Annotated in this window: 21 protein-coding genes; 11 read left to right on the forward strand and 10 right to left on the reverse strand. The window is 45.5% G+C overall.

Going from position 1 to position 20,254, the window contains the following annotated elements; genetic code table 11:
- The first annotated feature begins 1 nt into the window (after position 1).
- Positions 2 to 934: an AEC family transporter gene (locus DQX04_RS07830; protein WP_111915331.1), complete on the forward strand. Its 933-nt coding sequence runs from the start codon at positions 2 to 4 to the stop codon at positions 932 to 934.
- Between the two features lie 5 nt (positions 935 to 939).
- On the opposite strand, the gene DQX04_RS07835 is transcribed toward DQX04_RS07830, so the two are convergent.
- The 3 genes from DQX04_RS07835 to DQX04_RS07845 all read right to left on the reverse strand — a co-directional run bounded on the left by DQX04_RS07835 (position 940) and on the right by DQX04_RS07845 (position 3,302).
- A complete protein-coding gene (locus tag DQX04_RS07835) occupies positions 940 to 1,830 on the reverse strand; it encodes a putative metalloprotease CJM1_0395 family protein (protein WP_111915332.1) in 891 nt (296 codons plus the stop codon).
- Positions 1,831 to 1,847: 17 nt separating this feature from the next.
- On the reverse strand, positions 1,848 to 2,075 hold the full coding sequence (locus DQX04_RS07840; protein ID WP_111915333.1) for a flagellar basal body rod C-terminal domain-containing protein: 228 nt from the start codon (positions 2,073 to 2,075) through the stop codon (positions 1,848 to 1,850).
- Between the two features lie 123 nt (positions 2,076 to 2,198).
- A complete protein-coding gene (locus tag DQX04_RS07845; protein ID WP_111915334.1) occupies positions 2,199 to 3,302 on the reverse strand; it encodes a fatty acid desaturase in 1,104 nt (367 codons plus the stop codon).
- A 135-nt stretch (positions 3,303 to 3,437) separates the two neighbouring features.
- Between DQX04_RS07845 and fabR the strand changes: the two genes are divergently transcribed.
- Entirely contained in the window at positions 3,438 to 4,058 is a 621-nt protein-coding gene (gene fabR / locus DQX04_RS07850) for an HTH-type transcriptional repressor FabR (RefSeq protein ID WP_111915335.1), read from the forward strand.
- A gap of 83 nt (positions 4,059 to 4,141) precedes the next feature.
- Positions 4,142 to 6,163 (forward strand): S9 family peptidase, encoded by a 2,022-nt coding sequence (locus DQX04_RS07855; protein WP_111915336.1) that lies wholly within the window; start codon positions 4,142 to 4,144, stop codon positions 6,161 to 6,163.
- Positions 6,164 to 6,256: 93 nt separating this feature from the next.
- Here DQX04_RS07855 and DQX04_RS07860 read toward each other — a convergent pair whose 3' ends face one another.
- Genes DQX04_RS07860 through DQX04_RS07870 form a run of 3 tightly spaced genes read right to left on the reverse strand, consistent with a single transcriptional unit; the run spans position 6,257 to position 8,183 of the window.
- Positions 6,257 to 6,754 (reverse strand): hypothetical protein, encoded by a 498-nt coding sequence (locus DQX04_RS07860; RefSeq protein ID WP_111915337.1) that lies wholly within the window; start codon positions 6,752 to 6,754, stop codon positions 6,257 to 6,259.
- Positions 6,755 to 6,775: 21 nt separating this feature from the next.
- Positions 6,776 to 7,153 (reverse strand): hypothetical protein, encoded by a 378-nt coding sequence (locus tag DQX04_RS07865; RefSeq protein ID WP_111915338.1) that lies wholly within the window; start codon positions 7,151 to 7,153, stop codon positions 6,776 to 6,778.
- Positions 7,154 to 7,205: 52 nt separating this feature from the next.
- Positions 7,206 to 8,183 carry a tetratricopeptide repeat protein gene (locus DQX04_RS07870; RefSeq protein ID WP_126266347.1) on the reverse strand — a complete coding sequence of 326 codons (978 nt, stop codon included), beginning with the start codon at positions 8,181 to 8,183 and terminating at the stop codon, positions 7,206 to 7,208.
- A 787-nt stretch (positions 8,184 to 8,970) separates the two neighbouring features.
- Between DQX04_RS07870 and DQX04_RS07875 the strand changes: the two genes are divergently transcribed.
- Together DQX04_RS07875 and DQX04_RS07880 are read left to right on the forward strand one after the other, a co-directional pair.
- Positions 8,971 to 9,387, forward strand: a complete 417-nt coding sequence (locus DQX04_RS07875; protein ID WP_165831966.1) for a hypothetical protein — start codon at positions 8,971 to 8,973, stop codon at positions 9,385 to 9,387.
- On the forward strand, positions 9,384 to 9,578 hold the full coding sequence (locus DQX04_RS07880) for a helix-turn-helix transcriptional regulator (protein ID WP_111915340.1): 195 nt from the start codon (positions 9,384 to 9,386) through the stop codon (positions 9,576 to 9,578). Before DQX04_RS07875 ends, DQX04_RS07880 begins: the two co-directional genes overlap by 4 nt.
- 265 nt (positions 9,579 to 9,843) lie before the next feature.
- Here the strand turns inward: DQX04_RS07880 and pckA are convergent, their stop codons facing one another.
- The gene (pckA, locus tag DQX04_RS07885; RefSeq protein WP_111915341.1) at positions 9,844 to 11,445 is read right to left on the reverse strand and encodes a phosphoenolpyruvate carboxykinase (ATP); all 1,602 of its coding nucleotides are present in this window, start codon (positions 11,443 to 11,445) and stop codon (positions 9,844 to 9,846) included.
- A gap of 144 nt (positions 11,446 to 11,589) precedes the next feature.
- The gene (gene coaD, locus DQX04_RS07890) at positions 11,590 to 12,072 is read right to left on the reverse strand and encodes a pantetheine-phosphate adenylyltransferase (RefSeq protein ID WP_111915342.1); all 483 of its coding nucleotides are present in this window, start codon (positions 12,070 to 12,072) and stop codon (positions 11,590 to 11,592) included.
- A gap of 202 nt (positions 12,073 to 12,274) precedes the next feature.
- Between coaD and DQX04_RS07895 the strand changes: the two genes are divergently transcribed.
- From DQX04_RS07895 to DQX04_RS07910, 4 genes are read left to right on the forward strand one after another with little or no spacing between them, the layout of a single operon-like run.
- Positions 12,275 to 13,468 carry a glycine C-acetyltransferase gene (locus DQX04_RS07895; protein WP_111915343.1) on the forward strand — a complete coding sequence of 398 codons (1,194 nt, stop codon included), beginning with the start codon at positions 12,275 to 12,277 and terminating at the stop codon, positions 13,466 to 13,468.
- Positions 13,469 to 13,497: 29 nt separating this feature from the next.
- A complete protein-coding gene (tdh, locus tag DQX04_RS07900) occupies positions 13,498 to 14,526 on the forward strand; it encodes an L-threonine 3-dehydrogenase (protein WP_111915344.1) in 1,029 nt (342 codons plus the stop codon).
- A gap of 1 nt (position 14,527) precedes the next feature.
- Positions 14,528 to 14,851 carry a thiosulfate sulfurtransferase GlpE gene (glpE, locus tag DQX04_RS07905; protein ID WP_111915345.1) on the forward strand — a complete coding sequence of 108 codons (324 nt, stop codon included), beginning with the start codon at positions 14,528 to 14,530 and terminating at the stop codon, positions 14,849 to 14,851.
- Positions 14,848 to 15,654: a rhomboid family intramembrane serine protease gene (locus DQX04_RS07910; RefSeq protein WP_111915346.1), complete on the forward strand. Its 807-nt coding sequence runs from the start codon at positions 14,848 to 14,850 to the stop codon at positions 15,652 to 15,654. Before glpE ends, DQX04_RS07910 begins: the two co-directional genes overlap by 4 nt.
- Positions 15,655 to 15,679: 25 nt before the next feature.
- Here DQX04_RS07910 and DQX04_RS07915 read toward each other — a convergent pair whose 3' ends face one another.
- Positions 15,680 to 16,093: a flagellar basal body-associated FliL family protein gene (locus DQX04_RS07915; RefSeq protein WP_111915347.1), complete on the reverse strand. Its 414-nt coding sequence runs from the start codon at positions 16,091 to 16,093 to the stop codon at positions 15,680 to 15,682.
- 109 nt (positions 16,094 to 16,202) lie between these two features.
- Between DQX04_RS07915 and DQX04_RS07920 the strand changes: the two genes are divergently transcribed.
- Entirely contained in the window at positions 16,203 to 16,778 is a 576-nt protein-coding gene (locus DQX04_RS07920; protein ID WP_165831967.1) for a chorismate lyase, read from the forward strand.
- A 10-nt stretch (positions 16,779 to 16,788) separates the two neighbouring features.
- Positions 16,789 to 17,664 carry a 4-hydroxybenzoate octaprenyltransferase gene (gene ubiA / locus DQX04_RS07925; protein WP_111915349.1) on the forward strand — a complete coding sequence of 292 codons (876 nt, stop codon included), beginning with the start codon at positions 16,789 to 16,791 and terminating at the stop codon, positions 17,662 to 17,664.
- Positions 17,665 to 17,680: 16 nt separating this feature from the next.
- On the opposite strand, the gene plsB is transcribed toward ubiA, so the two are convergent.
- Positions 17,681 to 20,164: a glycerol-3-phosphate 1-O-acyltransferase PlsB gene (gene plsB / locus DQX04_RS07930; RefSeq protein WP_111915350.1), complete on the reverse strand. Its 2,484-nt coding sequence runs from the start codon at positions 20,162 to 20,164 to the stop codon at positions 17,681 to 17,683.
- Positions 20,165 to 20,254: the final 90 nt, after the last annotated feature.

The raw sequence follows: 20,254 nt of genomic DNA on the forward strand, positions 1-20,254 counted from the left end.
CATGGATAACCTCACACTCATTGTTGCGTATTTACTGATCGGGTGGCTGTTACAAATCACTCGGTCGTTACCCGAAAATAGTGGCCAAGTGCTGAATCAGTACGTGATTTATGTTGCTGTTCCCGCCATGGTGCTTATTCATTTGCCTTCATTGCAAATAAATAAGTCAGTGCTGGCACCAATTTTTACGCCTTGGGTGATGTTTGGTTTAGCTATGGCTCTTGTGCTTTTGCTTAGCAGGCTTTTGAAGTGGAGCAAAGAGCTTACCGGCGCCATGCTTATCGTAGTGCCACTTGGAAATACCTCATTCATGGGCTTTCCAATGGTTACTGCATTGTATGGTGAGGCGGGGCTTCCTTATGCAGTGTTATACGACCAAGCAGGTTCGTTTCTGGCGCTCATTCTGTTCTCTAGCGTTATCGCCGCAAGGTACGGCCGTTACCAGCAGTCTCAGCAAGAAAACAATGAGCCCACAAGCAAGAAACAACAAGCTTTAAAACTACTCACATTTCCCCCGTTGCTCGCCATGATAGCAGCCTTACTTGTGGGTCAAGAACAATACCCTGGAGCCATACAGCCACTGTTGGAGTCTTTGGCACAAACGCTGGTGCCCGTGGTCATGATAGCGGTGGGCTTACAACTGAAGCTTCGTGTACTTCGCCACGACATGGTGCCCTTTGCGCTGGCTCTTACCATCAAACTGCTTGTACTACCGCTATGTGCGCTTATGACATTTAAGTTTATTGGAGCGAACGACCTTGCAGCAAAGGTGGCGGTGTTAGAAGCCGCAATGCCGCCGATGATAACTGCAGGAGCATTAGCCATTGCAGCAGGACTTAAACCAAGATTGGTTGCAGCAATTATTGGTTATGGGGTACTCATTGGAATGGTGTCGTTGCCGGCAGTTGCGTGGTTAACACAAGCAACGCTGTAGGCTAGTTAGGCTTGTGCTAGAACCGCGCTTTCTCTTGGGCGGAAACTACCTTGATAGGCTTGCTCGATACGCGAACCACGCTCTATTAAAGCGTCAAGCTCATCGTCGGAAAACTGATCTGCAGAACGGACTGAACTGTTTGCCGTGTTAACTGCCTGTGAAGCTTCCTCACGACGTTGCTCTGCTAAATCTTGTCTTGCTTCCGCTTCTTTTCGCGAAGCATCGGCAGCCACTTGTCGGTCTGCTGACGAAGGCTCTTCAGGCGCTAATGCGGCGCGGCGAACAATCTGCATTTTTTGTAGCGTGGCCGCAGGGTCGCCCGGCACTTCGGAAACATCTATTTGTACTTCACCACCAACAGCGTAGTTCGTGCCGTCTGGGCCTTTCTCGAATTCATAAGTCGGTGAGCCAGCATATTGTCCACCAACATTGGCATGGGCTTCTTCATGGCGACGAACTTCTGCATCACGCTGCTTTAGCTCTTCAACTTTCTTCTCGTCTTCAGACTTTTCACCCAGTCCGTCTTCGTTCTTTCCTTCGCCCTTTTCTTCTTCGCCAAGCACGCGTTGTTCATCTGGAACCTCTGCGTCGTCCTCGCCAATACCACGTTTTACTTGCGAAGATTCTTCAATCTCACCGTCTTCACCACGGGCGGCGCGGCGTTTTATTTGCTCTGCCCCTTGGCGAGCGTCGGCAAGTTGTTTGGCGAAGCTGGGTAAACCAGGAAGAGGTGCGCGTTCAGGGTTACTACCTAAACCACGTTCACGATTGAATTGCTCGTTTTGGGAAACTTGCGTAATCACTTCACGTAATTGGTTGTCTCGGCGGGCACTATCCGTCGGGCCCGCAACACTTGCAGGAACGAAAGGAATTGATGCTGGAACCGCCATGACCATATAAAGTACCGAGAACCTTACGCTTTAATGTTTAACAAAGTGCCAACCATGTCACTTTGCGTTGCTAATACTTTCGCGTTTGCCGTGTAAGACTTTTCTCCCGCGATTAAATCAACAGCGGCTTCAGCGTCCATCGCACCACTTTTCGCAATACGCTGGCTAGCATCCACAACTTGGTCGCTGCTTTGTTGCATACCTTGCAACGCAGAAGTAAACACAGCATTCTGAGAACTATTTATTTGCATACAACCAACCCCTATTGATTGCTTAATTATTGCGCAAAACAGCCCTTTTTACAAGTTAACAGCGGGTAAAGAAAAGCCCTCTCGAGGAGGGCTTTCAATGTTCACGCGCAATACTTTCAACAATTAAGCTAATGCAATTTGTAACTGTCTGCGGAATAAGCGTTTTTGTTGTCTAAAAGAACGTTTTAGCGATTTATACTGAGCGCGAAGTTCGCGCACTTGAGCCATGTCTTCTATCGCTTCTTTCTTGGCTTGTGCCCAAGCTTTGCGTTTCACGTTCAACTCTTTCAACTGTTGAGTAAGATGTTGGTACTCACGCTCAAAGCGTTCAACAAAGCCTGCTTTCTTGTTCTGCGCGCGTTGCCACATCATGTCTAAACGGGCCTTTTCAATCTGAAACTTGTTCACACGCTTTAAATTAGTCGCTAACCCGAACCATGACAGCAAACCAATCAACCATTTACTTGGGTCGTACTGATACCAACGCACACCATTGCGGTAATCACCGGCAAAAATATGGTGGAAGTTGTGGTAACCCTCACCAAAGGTAAGTAGGGCTAAAATACCATTGTCGCGCGCTGTGTTTCTTTCTGTGTACGGACGTTTCCCCCACATATGCGCCAAAGAGTTAATGAAGAATGTGGTGTGGTGACTAAGAACAAGTCTTAAAAACCCGCCAATGATTAGCGCACCAAGCACCTCACCAACCATAAGGCCAATCAGAAGTGGCAAACCAATATTCATGAGCAAGGTAAGCGTTAAATAGTGCTTGTGTTGCCACATTACTATCGGATCTTTTTGTAAGTCTTTCACGTTCGAGTAGTCTTCATAACGCTGCTCTTGATACTCGCGAAGCATCCAGCCAATGTGCGCAAACCAAAATCCACGCGAAATTGAATATGGGTCGTTATCTAAATGATCAACGTGCTTGTGGTGCTCACGGTGATCTGAAGCCCAATGCAATACGCTGTTTTGCAGCGCCAACGCGCCACCAAGCGCATACACAAAACGCACTACAGGATGTGCGTCGTAAGTTTTATGTGACCATAACCGATGGTATCCAGCTGTAATAGACAAGCCGGCCCATGAAAACAAAGCAATCAATGTAATAACTAACGCGCTACTCAAGCCGTTAAAATAGATATAAAGTGGTGTACCTATTGCAGCAACTGCAAAGGTAATGCTGAAAACAAGAATATTCAGCCATAGCAAAGGTGGTTTTTTCATATAAAATTCATTTTAAGCTAACAAGTGTACGCTGAATTTATACATATTTTATCGAATGATCAAGGAAAGATTTGTAAATTGACCTTACATTTGTTCACTGATAATCTTTAGCCCTTACCCAATAAGGAAATAGCCATGGCTGGCGTGCGTGCGCAACAAAAAGAAAAGACTCGTAGAGCCCTCATTCATGCAGCTCTAAATCAGTTGTGCCCGGAAAGCTCTTTTTCCAGCTTAAGCCTGCGTGAAGTTGCGCGAGAAGCCGGCATTGCACCCACAAGTTTTTATCGCCATTTTCAGAATATGGACGAACTCGGCCTTACTTTAGTGGACGAGGGTGGCTTGGCGCTCCGTCAATTACTGCGCCAGTCTCGTCAACGCATTGCAGACGGCGGCTCCATTATCGAGATATCCGTGCATACTTTTATGGACTATGTCACAAACAATAAAAATATTTTCCGTTTAATGCTGCAAGAACAGGCAGGAACGACCAAAGAGTTCAGGTTAGCTATCGCACGGGAAATTGATCACTTCAAAAAAGAACTAACAGATTACCTTCGAACAGAGCGTCAAACGGAAGACAAGTTAGCGCGCATTCAAAGTGACGCAATTGTTCGCGTTGTATTTAGCGCAGGGGCTGACATCTTAGATATGAATGCTCAAGAGCGCGCGCAACTCACCGAACAAACCATCCAACAGGTCCGCATGATTGCCCGAGGTGCGGCGAATTTGCAAGAAACCTCGGCTACCAACCCTTAGCCCCCTAGAAGATTGACGCAAAAACAGGTTAAATAAGCCTTCTTGAAAATCTTTTGTAAAAAGCCAACGACAAGGAGTTACTCATGACTCGAATCAGCGCATGGTTAGCACTCGCGCTTCTCACGCTTAGTAGCATTTTAGCGTGCGGAACCAGTGAAGCTAACAATATTACGCTCGAGCAGATTGTTACCACTCAATCCGTGAACCAAGCCATTACTACTGACGACGGTGAAATTACCATTTTCACACGTGTTCGCCCTCGCGACCCATATAGCGAAGAAGACGGCAGCTCTCACGTAGAAATGTTTATGCTTCGCGCAGACGGCACTGAAGTTCCATTTGTGACCGGCAACACGCGTGTTGGACAAATTGCCTTCAATGCAGACCAAACCAAGGTACTTTACCTAGCCAAGCGTGACGGCGATAAAAACACCAGTCTTTACAGCATTCCTTTAAATGGTGGTGAGTCGGTTAAGGTACTTGAACACGACACTTCAATCTCAAGCTTCGACGTGAGTGACAGTGGCGACTTCATTGCATTTCGTGCAAGCGAAGAGTCAGAAGACGACAAGGCACTGGAAAAAGCAGGCTTCAGAGCTCGCGTATACGAAGAGGAATTTACTTTTACTCGCGCATTCTTGTTCGACACAGAATCAGAAGAAGTAACCCAAGTTGAATTTAACGAACAAGTTTACTCGGTGCAGTTCCGCCCGGGTAGCACAGACCTTCTTGTTCGTGCAGCGCCAACCACGCTTATCGACGACAGCTACATGCGTAGCAGCTATGTGCTGATTAATAGCGAAGGTGAAGAACAGGTTCGTTTTGATACCGAAGGTAAGCTAGGTTCAGCAACGTTCTCACCAAATGGTCAACGTCTGGCTATTATTGGCTCGCAAGATCGCAACGACCCTGCAGACGGTCGCTTGTACACGGCGAACCTCAGAAATGGCAGCGTCACCGAGTTATTACCGAACTTTCTAGGCCACGTTGGCGACATCATTTGGCACGACAATAACCACCTTGTTTGGTTAGCAGATGTGAACACAGAAACTGTTGTAGTTCGCCACAACGTAGAAAGTGATGAGCAAACTACGCTATTGCCAAGTGGTCAGCTCATTGCAACTACACTAGGTTCTATTGACGCTGAAGGTGTAATTACTTTACTTGGCCATAGCCCTGCGCACCCACGTGAAGCATTCACGTTAGCGGGTTCAGAGCTTACTCGTTTAACAGACTCGAACGCTTGGATTCACGACGCAGAACAACCACGCCAAGAAGTAATCACTTACACTGCGCGTGACGGTTTAGAGCTTGAAGGTATTTTGGTTTACCCAACCAACTACCGCGAAGGTCGTGAAGTGCCTGTAATTATGGCTATTCACGGTGGTCCTGAAGCACACATTCGCAACGGTTGGAACGACCGCTACTCCACGCCAACTTGGTACATGGCGCAAGAAGGCTTTGCGACCTTCTTCCCGAACTACCGCGGTAGTACAGGCCGTGGTGTTGAGTTCTCTATGCTAGGTCAAAACGACTACGCAGGTGCAGAGTTCGACGACATCGTAGACGCGAAAGAGCACCTTGTTGAAATTGGTGTAGCAGACGAAGACCGTGTAGGTATTACTGGCGGTTCTTACGGCGGTTACGCTTCTGCATGGGGCGCAACTAAACAAACTGAACACTTCGCAGCAAGCGTCATGTTCGTGGGTATCAGCAACAACCTTTCAAAGTTCGGTACCACCGACATTCCGAACGAGATGCACCTCGTTCACGCACGCAGCTATCCATGGGACAAGTGGCAGTGGTATCTCGAGCGCAGCCCCATTTACTGGGCAGAACAAGCGCGTACGCCTATTCTGATTATGCACGGTGAAGAAGACACTCGCGTACACCCAAGTCAGTCTATGGAGCTATACCGCTACTTGAAAGTTCACGGCAACGTACCCGTACGCCTAGTGCTTTACCCAGGCGAAGGTCACGGCAACCGCCGCGCAGCAGCGCAGCTTGACTACGCCTACCGCATGGAGCGCTGGATGAAGTGGTACCTTGTTGACCAAAACGAAGGCCAGCCAGAACACGAGTTGGACTTCGCAGAGCGTCTTTAAAAGTTAAAGAACGCCGCAGTTTAAAAACAAAGGGCTTTCCGATTGGAAAGCCCTTTTTGTTTGTGGGGACAATGTACTTGTTTGGCTCTTTAGCTACCCGTAATCGTGAGCCCACGGTGCATGTCTGAAGAGATAAAAAGGCGTTTGGTCAAAGTTCCATCTATTGTTCTTCTTTATGATTTCTGTTGCTGCATACAACTCAAGCCAATGACTTCCTATAAGCTCCCAGTCTAAAACGGTAGGTTTATCAACTAAGTCACTACGGAAGTAGACTATCACCACCGAGTTATCTACTTGATTGAAAATTGAATAATCAATGCTCGGATTTAAAAAGAAACGCCTCAATCGACTTGGCTCTTCTAATCCAAAATAAAAGTTGTAATCCGCATTGGTAGGAAGGTTGTCTTCTGATGAAAATAGCTGCTCAAAAGCGCTCCTGTCTTTGGAGCGCAAAGCAGCTATTAATTGCGATGCTACCACCTGTGTTTCTGTTGTTAATGGAGCAGATTGCGCCGGGGCTCCGCATGCGTTGAGCATAAAGAAAAATAGAATCGATATCGCAATTACATTATTTGAGAGATTACCGAACATATCATGAAGCCTTAGGAAGCGTTAGTAATCGTAGTTCAAACGAAGAAAAATCAATAGTTCAGCATCACCCTCGGATTTGGCGAATCTCAACGCGTGCTGTTTTTCGACATCAGAAACGTAATCCGACATCAAAGTGAGCATCTCATAACCTCTTTCCCTGAGTGAAATTTCAAAAGCTGTTTCTCTCGCTATTTCAAAAGATGAATCTGCTCCGTAGTTTAATAATAATTCCGCTCTTATTTTATCCGCAAAACTGAGTTCTCTTTTTGCCACAACAAACCAAAGTTCTTCATCTGGCTCGAATAGAAACCTAGGTGCATTTATAAAGTTCAATACAATGTAGTTGTCTCCAATTAATAGAAAAATTAGCCAAATATTGGTTCTACTGTTTTGTGTCATGAATCCAAAATCCTTTTCTCATCTTATGAACCGAAACTATTTTTTCAGCAAATCAATTCGTTAGAAAGTCTCTACCATAAGGAGCTTCCTCTTCAACAAGGCATGTAAATGAACGATAGTCGACATCACTTTCATTGAGCATCTCAATAGCTTTTGGGTCGGACTCCATAATACCTGCGGCAATAACGCTAATCCTTCCTTTTCTTACTTCTCCAGCCCGAATTAAAGCAAGACCTTGCATGAACATAGCCCCTTCCAACCCTCTAGCCGCTGCTTCGTTATAATACTGGGCAGCAACCCGGTAATCCTGATCCACGTCTTTTTGTCCTACAAAATAAATATCTCCCAAAAATCGGGCTGACAAACCGAACCCCCGACGAAGGCTAGATTCCAAATAGGAAATAGTATTGGCGCTATCATTCAACTCCCAATATACACCACTAATAAGGTGCTCTAGGCTTCCAAACAGATCTCCTCCATCTATGCTTGAATAGAGCTCTAAAGCTCGCTCTAAATTAGTCTGAACTCCTAATCCATATTGATAGTATTGCCCCAACGCCATGATTGCTCTCTCGTTCGTGTCGCCACTTTCGGATGCAGCCATAGCCTCACTCAGAGTTAAATAGGCTTGATGATATTTCTGCTCCATTCGCAGAATTTCAGAGGTATTTAGAGCAGCATCTAAGTCTCCAGATTCCAAGAAAGGCTCGATTAGGAGCTTAGCCTCTTCATAACGACCAAACTGCGCACTCAGGAGAGCTGTCAGGTATAATGCCCAGGGTTCTCCTGCAGTAACGTACGGCTCGACTTTAGAAAGCATTGATTCATAATATTGCTCTAGTTGTAATGCGTATACCAGCTGTCCTTGCTTTTTCAGGCAGTCTGCTGAATCCTCTGTACAGCGCTCCAAAACCTGATACGCATATACTGCCGAAACATTCCTTATCGCATTCTCTGAGCATGAAATTAAGTCTTGAACAGAATTAGTTGTCCCACAATATTCTGACACTGTAACTTCATTCGCTGACATCGAATCACAATGATTCTGGGCTACAACAGCGAGAGGAAGATAAAAAAATATGCATAAAGCGATTCTCTTAAAACCAAAACTAATTTCCAATCTATTCTCCACCGCCGCGCGACAAATTCTTCGCGAGTTCAATTTATGACGCTCCTCAGTTTAACCTTTGGTTAGTATGAAACTTACCACTCCCGATTCAGATACATTAAATCTCCATAAGTACTCTCGGTTAGAGTCTTGGTAACTATAAGAATTGCCATCAACTTTTTCGAGTTCATTTAAAAAGTGAAGTAAATCTCTCGGTAGCAACTTAAAGTCGCCGCTGGATGTATTTGTATCTAGATTATTTCTTACCGTAATGTCTATTGTGGTGGTCGGTAATATACTCGGAAGCCAACCTCTAGCAAACAGGTCATCTTCTTTCGCATCTTCATACGTTGGATAATATGACGAAACAATGTCACTACAGGAGCAGAGCACTACTGTTAACAAAACGAAATATATGTACTTCACTTCTTACCCTCTGAATTTATAGCACTTTGCATCAAGCTATCTACCAACTCTACCAACTTCATCTATGTTTGTCTTACTTCACGTGAAGAAACGCTCGATAGCAAAACGGGTGCCTAAGGGCGCAACACATCACCTACACTCCAGAGACAAGCAGAGCTGACCTTATGTAAAATAAACTTGACTTATATCAAATATGGCTTAAGATGAATAAAGTCAAGGTTACTTGACATTCATTGCAGCGCGGCAACCTAACTAACGTAAGTCATTCATTGAGGATAGAGATATGCAACATTCACAGAGCAGCACGCTTGCAGAGCGTAATAAGAAATCAAATAAAGTTATTTTCACATGGACCTTAGCCTGGGTTTTATCTCTAGCGCTACTGGCGTTTGGTCCAAAGTTTGTCTGGGACTTTGCGGTGGGTTATAGCATTGCGGTTATCGTTGTGAACCTCTTTTGCGGTTACAAAATGATCATGGCCAATAAAATGATGCTAGAAGGCCTAGATGAGTTACAACGCAAACTTCACATGAACGCTATGGCCATTTCTTTGGGCGTTAGCATGATATTTGGTGCGGTCTACGGACTACTTGAAGGCATCCGATTAATCGACTTCCACCCGAATCCATCAAGTATTTTAGTGGTGATGGGACTTTCGTACGTTATCAGCTTATTGATTGGCACGAGGAAGTATCAATGAAGAACAAACTAAAAGTGCTCAGAGCTGAGCGGAACTGGACCCAGGCAGACCTAGCGCAGGCATTAGATGTTTCTCGACAAACTATCAATGCCATCGAAAAAGGAAAGTTCGACCCCAGTTTACCTCTGGCGTTCAAAGCAGCACGGCTATTCGAAATGCGCATCGAAGACATTTTTGAAGATGAGAGTTAATTGTACCGAATAGACTCTCATCCAACCATGATATTAAACACGCATCCGTACGCAATCACCTACGGGGTCAGAGCACTTCACCTACGGGGTCAGAGCACTTTGTGCTCTGACCCCATTTAATTTGAGCCTGAAGCTTCGCACACCAGCACAAGGATGTATGCTTAACCACTGCCATGGAGAACGTACAGCGGTCCCTACGAAAAACAGGCACAAAAAAAACCGTAGTGAGTTTCCTCGCTACGGTTTTCTTTAACTTAAGCTTTGTTTACAGCTGAGGACCAGCCGCAACCAAAGACTGACCTTCATCTGTGTCTGTGAACTTCTCAAAGTTCGCAACAAAACGACGAGCCAAGTCTTGAGCCTTCACGTCCCAGTCATTCGCATCTTGGTACGTTTTTCTTGGGTCTAGAATGCTTGCGTCTTCAACACCAGCAAGGCCTGTAGGCATAGCCAAGTTGAAGTAAGGCAGTTCAACAAACTCAGCGTCTTCAATCGAGCCGTCTAGGATAGCGTCGATAATAGCGCGCGTAGCTTTGATAGAGATACGTTTACCTGTGCCGTTCCAACCTGTGTTCACAAGATAAGCTTGTGCGCCAGCTTCAGACATACGCTTTTCTAGAACTTCTGCGTACTGAGTTGGGTGCAAGCTTAAGAACGCAGCACCAAAACAAGAAGAGAAAGTTGGTGTCGGTTCAGTAATACCACGCTCAGTACCCGCAAGCTTCGCTGTGAAGCCAGAAAGGAAGTGGTATTTAGCTTGTTCAAAAGAAAGCTTAGAAACAGGAGGTAGCACTCCAAACGCGTCTGCAGTTAAGAAAATAACTTTCTTCGCGTGGCCTGCTTTTGACACCGGCTTAACAATGTTGTCGATGTGGTAAATAGGGTAAGAAACACGCGTATTCTCAGTTTTAGAACCGTCGTCGTAGTCAACCTTACCATTGTCATCAACAGACACGTTTTCTAGCAATGCGTCTCTGCGAATCGCACGGAAAATATCAGGCTCAGCTTCTTCAGAAAGGTTAATGGTTTTCGCGTAACAACCACCTTCGAAATTAAACACACCGTCGTCGTCCCAACCGTGCTCATCGTCACCAATAAGTTCACGTTTCGGGTCAGTTGAAAGCGTAGTTTTACCTGTACCTGACAAGCCAAAGAAAATAGCAACGTCGCCTTCTTTGCCCACATTCGCAGAACAGTGCATAGAAGCAATACCTTTCAACGGCAAGAAGTAGTTCATCATAGAGAACATACCTTTCTTCATTTCACCGCCGTACCAAGTACCACCAATTAACTGAATGCGCTCAGTTAGGTTGAATGCAACAAAGTTCTCTGAATTTAAACCTTGTTCTTGCCAGTTCGGGTTAATGCACTTCGCACCATTCATTACTACGAAGTCTGGCGTGAAACCCTCGAGTTCTTCGTCTGAAGGACGAATAAACATGTTCTTCACGAAATGAGCTTGCCATGCAACCTCTGTAATAAAGCGCACAGCTAAACGCGTGTCTTCGTTTGCACCGCAGAATGCGTCTACTACGAAAAGGCGTTTATTTGAAAGCTGGTTGGTCACTACACCTTTAAGGTCAGCCCAAACTTCTGGCGAAATCGCTTTGTTATCGTTCTTACCTTGGTCTGCCCACCACACTGTGTCACGTGTTGTGTCGTCGCGAACAATGTATTTATCTTTCGGTGAACGTCCTGTGAAAATTCCGGTATCTACAGCAACCGCTCCGTTCTCGGTTACCTGGCCTTTTTCGTAGCCAGCCAATTCAGGGCGTGTTTCTTCTTCGAAAAGTAGCTCATAAGAAGGGTTGTAAACTATTTCCGAGACGTTGGTAATGCCATATTGGCTAAGATCCACCTTGGCCATGCCATGGACTCCTGCAGGTCAATTTATTTCAAAATGGTAAGTTTATTTCAAAACGGTAACATGAAATTTTGCCGCGCATGATACCGTTTTCGGGCTGAAAAAGATAGATGAAAAATCCCCCAATTTACCCGAAAATTACCGACTTTAGCCCTTAAATTTTGACTTTAAAGCTTTCGCCACATGTTCAGACACAAATTGATTCACTTCACCCTTATGTAAAGCCACTTCTTTTACCAAGGTTGAAGATATAAACGAATTCTCTTCTGAAGGAGTTAAAAACACGCTTTCTAGCTCCGAATTCAGGCGTCGGTTCATGTTCGCCAACTGGAACTCATATTCAAAGTCCGCAACTGCGCGAAGCCCTCGCACCAGCACTTTAGCGTCTTGCTCTCTGGCTAAGTCTGCCAGTAAACCAGAAAAGCCGATAACTCGAACGTTGTCTAAATGCTGCGTAGTTTTTTCGACTAATGCGACACGCTCTTCAAGCGAAAACAGAGGTTTTTTGCTAGTGTTTGCCGCTACCGCAACAATGACGTCGCTGAACAACTTCGAGGCTCGCTCAATGAGGTCGCTGTGCCCATTGGTCACAGGATCAAACGTGCCCGGATAAATTGCGCGTGTATACATGGGTAAAGTTACCTTTATTAAATGTGTATAGCGAAGCGGAAATAATAGCGAAGATTAGCCCACTTCGCATTAACGCTGGAAACATCTGTAATGCAGTTTGTACAACAGTTTTTAGGCAGCAGACCAGTTTTTCCGTGCGAAACACGCACTAACTGCGTAAAATAAGCCCATATTTTTTTCCAGCAACCGCTAGGAGCAACGCATGAAAAGCGCTTTTTACGATCAACTACGTCAACAAATTGAAGAAGTGAAAGAAGATGGTTTGTATAAAAACGAAAGAGCCATTAGTTCTTCACAGTATTCTGAAATTGAAGTGAATGGTCAAAAAGTTCTGAACTTCTGTGCAAACAACTACCTAGGTTTAGCCAACCACCCTGAACTGATTAAAGCCGCACAAAAAGGCTTAGACGAATACGGTTTTGGTGTTGCTTCGGTACGCTTCATTTGTGGTACTCAAACCATTCACCAGCAGTTAGAAAAGAAAATTAGTGACTTCTTGGGTATGGAAGACACCATTCTTTACTCTTCGTGCTTTGACGCCAACGCTGGTTTGTTCGAAACATTACTCGGCCCTGAAGACGCCATTATTAGTGACGCGCTAAACCACGCTAGCATTATCGACGGCGTGCGCTTGTGTAAAGCAAAGCGTTACCGTTACGCAAACAACGACCTTGTAGAGCTAGAGAAACAACTACAACAAGCTGAAGCCGACGGCGCTCGCCATAAATTAATTGCAACCGATGGCGTATTTTCAATGGACGGCATTATTGCCAACCTTCCAGGCATTTGTGACCTAGCCGACAAATACAATGCATTAGTTATGGTGGACGACTCTCATGCAGTTGGATTCGTAGGTGACAAGGGCCGCGGTACGCATGAATATCATGACGTAATGGACCGGGTAGATATTATTACCGGTACACTAGGTAAAGCTTTAGGTGGAGCATCAGGTGGTTTTACTGCAGCTAAAAAGGAAGTTGTTGAATGGCTACGTCAACGTTCAAGACCTTACCTATTCTCTAATTCACTTGCGCCTTCCATTGTTACTGCCAGTTTGAAAGTACTCGACATGCTGAGTGAAGGTGACGAGTTACGCGTAAAACTAAAAGAGAACAGTAATTACTTCCGCGAAAAAATGACAGCAGCAGGCTTTGAACTTGCCGGAGCTGATCACGCCATCATTCCGGTAATGCTTGGTGATGCAAAAGTGGCAGCGCAAATGGCCGACAAGATGTTGCAAGAAGGCATTTATGTCGTGGGCTTCTCCTTCCCTGTTGTTCCAAAAGGGCAAGCACGTATTCGTACACAAATGTCTGCAGCACACACCAAAGAACAGCTAGACCGCACTATAGACGCGTTTATTCGTGTAGGTCGTGAGCTCAATATTATTAAGTAATAACAGTATTAAGAACCGAGGTTTTAACAATGAAAGTATTAGCAAAATTGAAAGCCGAACCCGGCATTTGGATGAGCGAAGCCGAGGTTCCTGAGTATGGTTACAACGACCTACTCATTAAAATTAAGAAAACTGCAATTTGCGGCACAGACGTACACATTTATAAATGGGACGAGTGGTCGCAAAAAACGGTTCCAGTAGGCATGACCGTGGGTCACGAATATGTGGGCGAAGTTGCAGCAATGGGCGAAGGTGTTCGTGGTTTCGAATTGGGTGACCGCGTATCTGGTGAAGGCCATATTACTTGTGGTCATTGCCGGAACTGCCGTGCGGGTCGCCGTCATTTATGTCGTAACACAGTCGGTGTTGGCGTGAACCGTCCCGGCGCATTTGCTGAATACTTAGTTATTCCTGCAGAGAATGCTTTTAAATTACCGGACGAAGTGACTGACGACCTAGCGTCTATTTTCGACCCGTTTGGTAACGCAGTGCACACCGCATTAAGCTTTGACCTTGTGGGTGAAGACGTACTCATTACCGGCGCAGGGCCAATTGGAATTATGGCTGCTGCTGTAGCCAAGCACGTGGGTGCGCGCCATGTGGTGATTACCGACATCAATGATTACCGTTTAGAGCTTGCCGCAAAAATGGGCGCTACACGCACAGTGAATACTTCGAAGGAATCACTGGACGTTGTTATGAGCGAGCTGGGTATGAAAGAAGGCTTCGACGTAGGTTTAGAAATGTCAGGCGTTCCAGTTGCGTTCAGCCAAATGCTCAATGCAATGAACCATGGCGGCAAAGTTGCCATGCTCGGCATTCCACCAGAAGACATGGCGGTAGATTGGAACCAAGTTATTTTCAAAGGATTGGTTATTAAAGGTATTTATGGCCGAGAAATGTTTGAAACTTGGTACAAAATGGCTTCATTAATTCAAAGTGGGTTAGACCTAACGCCAATGATTACTCACCACTTCCCTGTCGACCAATACGAGGAAGGGTTTGAGACCATGATTTCAGGCAAATCTGGAAAAGTAATCTTAGATTGGGAAGCCTAATATGAGTGAAATGCAGCACATTCAATTGGAAGACGCACGCGCCCGAGTTCGCTCGGGTGACTGTGTGCTTGCAGATATTCGCGATCCTCGCAGCTTTTCAATGGGTCATGTTGAATCGGCATACTCACTGAACAACGACAATATCAAAGACTTTCTTGCTGAATGCCAAGGCAAAGCAGTCATTGTTGCTTGTTACCATGGCGTAAGTAGCCAAGGTGCGGCGCAGTTTATTGCAGCACAAGGCATTGAAGAGGTTTACAGCCTAGACGGTGGAATGACAGCGTGGGCAACTCAATATCCAGAGGATATGGTTAAGGGCGAGTGAAAAAGCTAACGCAGTCTAGCGACGAAACTCACATTAAAAAGCTGTATGCGTTGTTACTACAACACCGCATTCCTGTTCACGTTACAGAAGAGCAAGGTAAGGTAGTGTTGTGGCTTCTTCAGCCAGCATTCGAGGCGCAAGCCCTAGAGCTTATCGCTCAGTTCCACGACAATCCTGATCAGTTTCAATTCAAGCAAGGTGGCAAATCTCAAAGTGGCCTGGCACTGCTTTGGCACAACATGGCAGCGCAAGCAGGAATTGTGACCTTTGTTATTGCGATAGCCGTGTTAGCTGTTGCTGCTTTACAGTTCTTATTTTTTGATAGTACAACGCAAAGTCTACTTATTGCTCCTCCAAACGCCACAGAGTTTAATTGGCAACAGCCATGGAAGCTTGTCACTCCTGCGTTCCTTCACTTTTCCGCTACACATCTTATTTTTAATGTTTTCTGGTGGTGGTACTTGGGTGGTCGAATTGAACTAACACAAGGAAAAGGCACACTCATTACGTTGTTTTTCCTTACTGCTGTTATTTCAAACTTCGTGCAATTTGCGGTAAGCGGCCCACTGTTTGGCGGACTTTCAGGCGTAGTATACGGTCTTTTAGGTTTTTGCATGATCATGAGTGCGAAAAGAGGTGGTCCACTATGGCTTCCACCTGCACTTATCTTCTTCATGGTTTTGTGGTTGGTGCTCGGTTACAGCAACGCGTTGTGGGTTAACATGGCTAATGAAGCGCACTTAAGCGGACTGCTTAGCGGCTTAGGCTTAGGTGCATATTACCGCTTTGTGTTGAAGCGGTAATATGACTCTTAGTCATTGCTATTCGCTACTGGTAAATATACTTGGTGAATATTAAGTCGCGAATAATGTCTTCGCCTGTTTCTCTACGAATAAGTTCTTGAGCAACTTCTAAGCACGCTAATCGAATTTCTTCACGGCCAGTAAGTGAACGTATTCTTGCTTCAGTTTCTGTGCTTAACACCTGAATAAACGCATTTCTCAAAAGCGGCGCATGGTACTCAATCATGCTTAACTCTTGCGTACTTGGTACACGCACTTCAATTGCAACACGAATATACCCTAAGCTTGAGTCGCCCGGCGACTTTAAGTAATTAGTGGTTATGTCAGGCTCGAAACCGAAATAAGCATGTTGAGCGTCTTGTGAAGAAGCCGTAAAAGGTAACACTGTCGCCACCGCAATGCTCATAATCAGCAGTAATTTTAATAACCTTGGTATCATGCATGACTTCCTTTTTAAGTTGCTTAGGGTATCGGCAAGTTCAGCAAGTGCTGAAGCAAAATTGTCCTTCAGGTATGATAGTTCTATTGTTACGAAGATCGAATTTTACATGCAAATAAAATCTTTTTTTCCCGTAGGTATGGAAGCGAGCTGGCAAACCGAGCTACCGCAACTAGAACCGAACCTGAATAGTTGGCTAAATGATGCGGGCTCTCTAACCGCAAAACTAAAGGCGTTGTCCAATAATTTTCGTGTAGAGTTATTAGGCCAACAACAGCTTCACGCGCACAATTCTGAGATTCAGTTTTTGGGTATTACCGACACGCACCTGTGCATTGTGCGTGAAGTATTGCTCAACAGCGACGATGAGTCTTGGGTGTTTGCTCGTTCAGTGTTACCGGTGTCGTCATTGAGTGACGAAGATCAAGCATTAGCAGAAATGGGAAATAACCCTTTGGGTGAAGTGTTATTTCAAAACTCCTCTATTGTTCCTGGCGATATTCAGGTTGCTCAGTTTGACCAAGCTAGCAATGTCGTGAGATTAGACAATACTTTACATGCAAACTCAGTAACTTCGCTGTTTGGCAGAAGACGACTATTTCATCTACAAAATGGTCCTATTTTAGTCGCTGAAGTGTTCCTTTCTGCAGCACCTTGCTATGCTGAGAGTAAGGCATCAATCTAGGAGTGATACGATGAATCGTTTAGACGCATACCGCGCCTTAATGCGCATGGACAAACCCATTGGCACTTGGCTTTTGGCATGGCCCACTTTTTGGGCGCTGCTTATTGCTGCAAACGGCGACCCATCGGTTCGTTTAGTGGTTATTTTTGCTGCGGGTGTTTTCCTTATGCGCTCCGCCGGATGCGTAATCAACGACTTCGCTGACCGCCATATTGACGGCCAGGTGGAAAGAACAAAAGAAAGGCCATTAGCGAAAAAGGCTGTTTCCTCGTTCGAAGCCATTGTGCTTTTCGCCATACTTATTTTCTTAGCACTGCTTTTAGTTCTCACACTCAACAAGCTCACCATAATTCTGGCATTTATAGCTGCTGCGCTGGCGATACTTTACCCCTTTACGAAACGCTGGACTCATGGCCCACAATTTATTCTGGGTGCTGCATTCAGTATGTCTATACCCATGGCATTTGCGGCTGCAACCAACTCTCTACCGCTGGTATGTTGGGTACTGTTTGTCGCTAATCTATTTTGGACTGTGGCGTATGACACAGAATACGCCATGGTTGACCGCGAAGACGACCTTAAAGTGGGAGTGAAATCGACCGCCATTTTAACCGGCAAATACGACATTCCATTTATCGCATTGCTGCAAATATTGGCCGTCGCCTTACTCGCTTATGTGGGCTACACCATGCAAGCAACATACGCGTATTGGGGTGGATTAATAGGTATGGCAGGATTATTTTTCTGGCAGCTTATTCTTATTCGCAATCGCGACACGGACGCATGCTTCTTAGCTTTCCGTCAAAACCATTATGCTGGCATGATTTTCGCGATTGGTTTAGCGTTGCATTATTGGCTACCGGTTCCTTTTGGTGCCTCTGTTTGAGGCACCTTGAAACCTGTTAAGCCTTTATAGCATTGGGGGCAGCTTGGTCATTTAAAAGTCGTTTAGTCGACTCTTTAATGGTGAGCTGCACCGCACTTCCCATCAGAAAGTCTACTTCTTCACTGAGTACAGTAGCTCGGTCATCTGAAACGTAAGAACCGTCTTCAGCCACTACAATATAGCCCTCGGTTTTCAGTGTACTCACCAATGTACTAAATACTTTCTTGTCGTAGAACTCAGGTGCGTCGATACCATGGCGAGAGCCTAACCGCATAGCCACGGTTTCACTGAATTTCTCTAAATCACTTCGCGACAATGAACTTGAATGCTGTAGTAGCTCTAAAACTACTGCATAACGCGCTAGTGTTTCCCCTGCCGCGTCAGCAAGCATGACCAACTGTACGTATTCATTTTGATCGCGCTGAGCAATGGCGTAGCCGTCTTTGGTTTCAGTGAACCACCCTACCGACACAAAGTGCTCGCATAGCGCATTTACATAAAGCTCAACCTGCTCTTGGGTATGCGGCATGTAGAGTTCGGCTTGTATCATTGGGTAAACTTTCAATACAAACGTTTTTACCGCGTCCAAAGTAAAGTTGTGGTGGCCTCGCGCATATCTTGCGATTAGTGCAGGAATAATAAACGCATGCAAGATGTTGTTGCGATAATAAGTCATGCTTAAAGCTTGCACTTGGTCGAGCCGTACAACTTCTCCGGCATCGTCTTTGTCCACATGGAATTTGTTCATTTCCACTAAGTGGTTCCACATGTGCTCTAAATCACTGTCTGCTTCAGGTACTTGCAGCCAAGCGCTAAACTTCACTTCCTGCTGCAATTTAATGTAAGCACTTACTTGCGCCATAAGTTCGTCTTTGCTTAAGCGCTGTCTGTCTGTTGCAAGTAAACACATTGCCGCAAGGTTGATAGGATTTACCGCAGCGCCTTCGTTAACGCGCTGCATAAGAAGCCCCGCTAATTGGTTTACACAAGGCGTAAGCCATCGTGGCTTAGCAGGCTCTTCTGTACCTTTGGTTACTGAATCACGCCAGTCTGGAACCACGTTGTCCAAATAGTCACTAAGGCGCAACGGTTGGCCAAAGGTAACATAGCCCGTTCCGAAGTTACGAAGCTTCTTCAAAATGCCAAAGACTTGGAAAATGGACTCTTTCTCTTTGTTCTTACCACGTAACTCTTTATGGTAAGTACTTACTTCCATCACGTGCTCGTAACCGACATACACGGGTACTAAGCTAATAGGTCGACTAATGCCGCGAAGCTGGCCCTGCAGGGTCATAGCTAACATGCCCGTTTTTGGAGCAAGTAAACGACCCGTTCGGCTACGACCACCTTCCATAAAGTATTCGATGGCGTAACCTTTCTGGAAAAGGCGGCCTAAATATTCGCGGAATACTGTGGAATAAAGTTTGTTGCCACGAAAGCTACGACGAATAAAGAACGCACCGCCGCGTCGGAAAATAGGCCCCATCGGGAAGAAGTTCAAGTTCACCCCAGCAGCAATGTGTGGTGGTACTAAACCCTCTTTGTAAATAACATAACTAAGTAGGATGTAGTCCATGTGGCTTCTGTGGCATGGAACATAAACAATTTCATGACCGTCTTGAGCGAGTTCGCGAACTTCAGCACTGTTCTTTACTGATATGCCCCGATAAATTTTGGTCCATAACCAAGACAGGAAGCGGTCACCAAAGCGTACCAAACCTTCTCGGTAATCAGCCGCAATTTCATTTAAATATTGGCGCGCTACATTTTCTGCCTTTTCTTCGCTAATGTGCTTGCTCTTCGCTTCTTCCAAAATAGCCTTTCTAATAGCAGGTAGGCGAAGTAACTCGGCAATAATTTCTTTACGGCCTGTCAGTTTTGGGCCTGCAACGGCATGGCGAAGTCGGGCAAAATGAGTTCGTGCGACACGTTTAAGTTTGCGAGCGAGATTTTTATCGCCTTTGAAGTCGTCGGCCATCTTTCTAAGGCTCACAGGTCTTGATACACGAACAAGTACGCTACGCCCGGAAAACAGCACCAGCATGAATTTTTTCCACTTACCTGGAACGTCGATGTCTGCGGTAATCGTTTTGCTGTCTCGCTTATCTTTACCCGGTTCACGTCCCCAGAACATGCCTACGGGAAACATGAGTACGTTTAGGTCATCGAACTTATTGTGCAGGTCGAGTATTTCTGAGAAAGGCTCAATGGCGTCATACTCTAAACGGTGACGGTCGTCTTCTACATATAACACGCGTGGAAATTCGCGCCCTTTGACTTCGAAGGTCGAGGTCGGGTCGGGTAAGTTCAGCTCTTTTGCAGCCTGGCGAGCCACCACAAGATCCGCTGCCGACGGCGAACGCATAACATACACCACATGGTCGGGCTGTGAAGGCACCTCGTCATGGGAGTCCGCAATAGCCTTAAAACGTGTGAGTAGCTTTAAAGGCCACTTTAAAAGATAGAAAAACCAAGAAATATGGGTGCTGCTGTCGTTCATATTTTTCCAAGCGTTCTGCTATGTAAACCGTAAGTATGGATCATACCACTAGTTATTCGATGTTTCCGAATCAAAACTTTTTTCCATAAA

The sequence above is a fragment of the Aliidiomarina sp. B3213 genome, assembly GCF_003290085.1.
Classification (GTDB): Bacteria; Pseudomonadota; Gammaproteobacteria; order Enterobacterales; family Alteromonadaceae; genus Aliidiomarina.

Excerpts from the sequence above, each read along its gene's own strand:
- DQX04_RS07895 (WP_111915343.1), top strand. The coding sequence starts at position 12,275 with ATGAAAAGCGCTTTTTACGATCAACTACGTCAACAAATTGAAGAAGTG.
- DQX04_RS07835 (WP_111915332.1), bottom strand. The coding sequence starts at position 1,830 with ATGGTCATGGCGGTTCCAGCATCAATTCCTTTCGTTCCTGCAAGTGTT.
- DQX04_RS07845 (WP_111915334.1), bottom strand. The coding sequence starts at position 3,302 with ATGAAAAAACCACCTTTGCTATGGCTGAATATTCTTGTTTTCAGCATT.
- DQX04_RS07870 (WP_126266347.1), bottom strand. The coding sequence starts at position 8,183 with ATGTCAGCGAATGAAGTTACAGTGTCAGAATATTGTGGGACAACTAAT.
- DQX04_RS07865 (WP_111915338.1), bottom strand. The coding sequence starts at position 7,153 with ATGACACAAAACAGTAGAACCAATATTTGGCTAATTTTTCTATTAATT.
- glpE (WP_111915345.1), top strand. The coding sequence starts at position 14,528 with ATGAGTGAAATGCAGCACATTCAATTGGAAGACGCACGCGCCCGAGTT.
- DQX04_RS07875 (WP_165831966.1), top strand. The coding sequence starts at position 8,971 with ATGCAACATTCACAGAGCAGCACGCTTGCAGAGCGTAATAAGAAATCA.
- pckA (WP_111915341.1), bottom strand. The coding sequence starts at position 11,445 with ATGGCCAAGGTGGATCTTAGCCAATATGGCATTACCAACGTCTCGGAA.
- ubiA (WP_111915349.1), top strand. The coding sequence starts at position 16,789 with ATGAATCGTTTAGACGCATACCGCGCCTTAATGCGCATGGACAAACCC.
- DQX04_RS07830 (WP_111915331.1), top strand. The coding sequence starts at position 2 with ATGGATAACCTCACACTCATTGTTGCGTATTTACTGATCGGGTGGCTG.
- DQX04_RS07880 (WP_111915340.1), top strand. The coding sequence starts at position 9,384 with ATGAAGAACAAACTAAAAGTGCTCAGAGCTGAGCGGAACTGGACCCAG.
- plsB (WP_111915350.1), bottom strand. The coding sequence starts at position 20,164 with ATGAACGACAGCAGCACCCATATTTCTTGGTTTTTCTATCTTTTAAAG.
- DQX04_RS07915 (WP_111915347.1), bottom strand. The coding sequence starts at position 16,093 with ATGATACCAAGGTTATTAAAATTACTGCTGATTATGAGCATTGCGGTG.
- DQX04_RS07855 (WP_111915336.1), top strand. The coding sequence starts at position 4,142 with ATGACTCGAATCAGCGCATGGTTAGCACTCGCGCTTCTCACGCTTAGT.
- DQX04_RS07920 (WP_165831967.1), top strand. The coding sequence starts at position 16,203 with ATGCAAATAAAATCTTTTTTTCCCGTAGGTATGGAAGCGAGCTGGCAA.
- coaD (WP_111915342.1), bottom strand. The coding sequence starts at position 12,072 with ATGTATACACGCGCAATTTATCCGGGCACGTTTGATCCTGTGACCAAT.
- tdh (WP_111915344.1), top strand. The coding sequence starts at position 13,498 with ATGAAAGTATTAGCAAAATTGAAAGCCGAACCCGGCATTTGGATGAGC.
- fabR (WP_111915335.1), top strand. The coding sequence starts at position 3,438 with ATGGCTGGCGTGCGTGCGCAACAAAAAGAAAAGACTCGTAGAGCCCTC.
- DQX04_RS07840 (WP_111915333.1), bottom strand. The coding sequence starts at position 2,075 with ATGCAAATAAATAGTTCTCAGAATGCTGTGTTTACTTCTGCGTTGCAA.
- DQX04_RS07860 (WP_111915337.1), bottom strand. The coding sequence starts at position 6,754 with ATGTTCGGTAATCTCTCAAATAATGTAATTGCGATATCGATTCTATTT.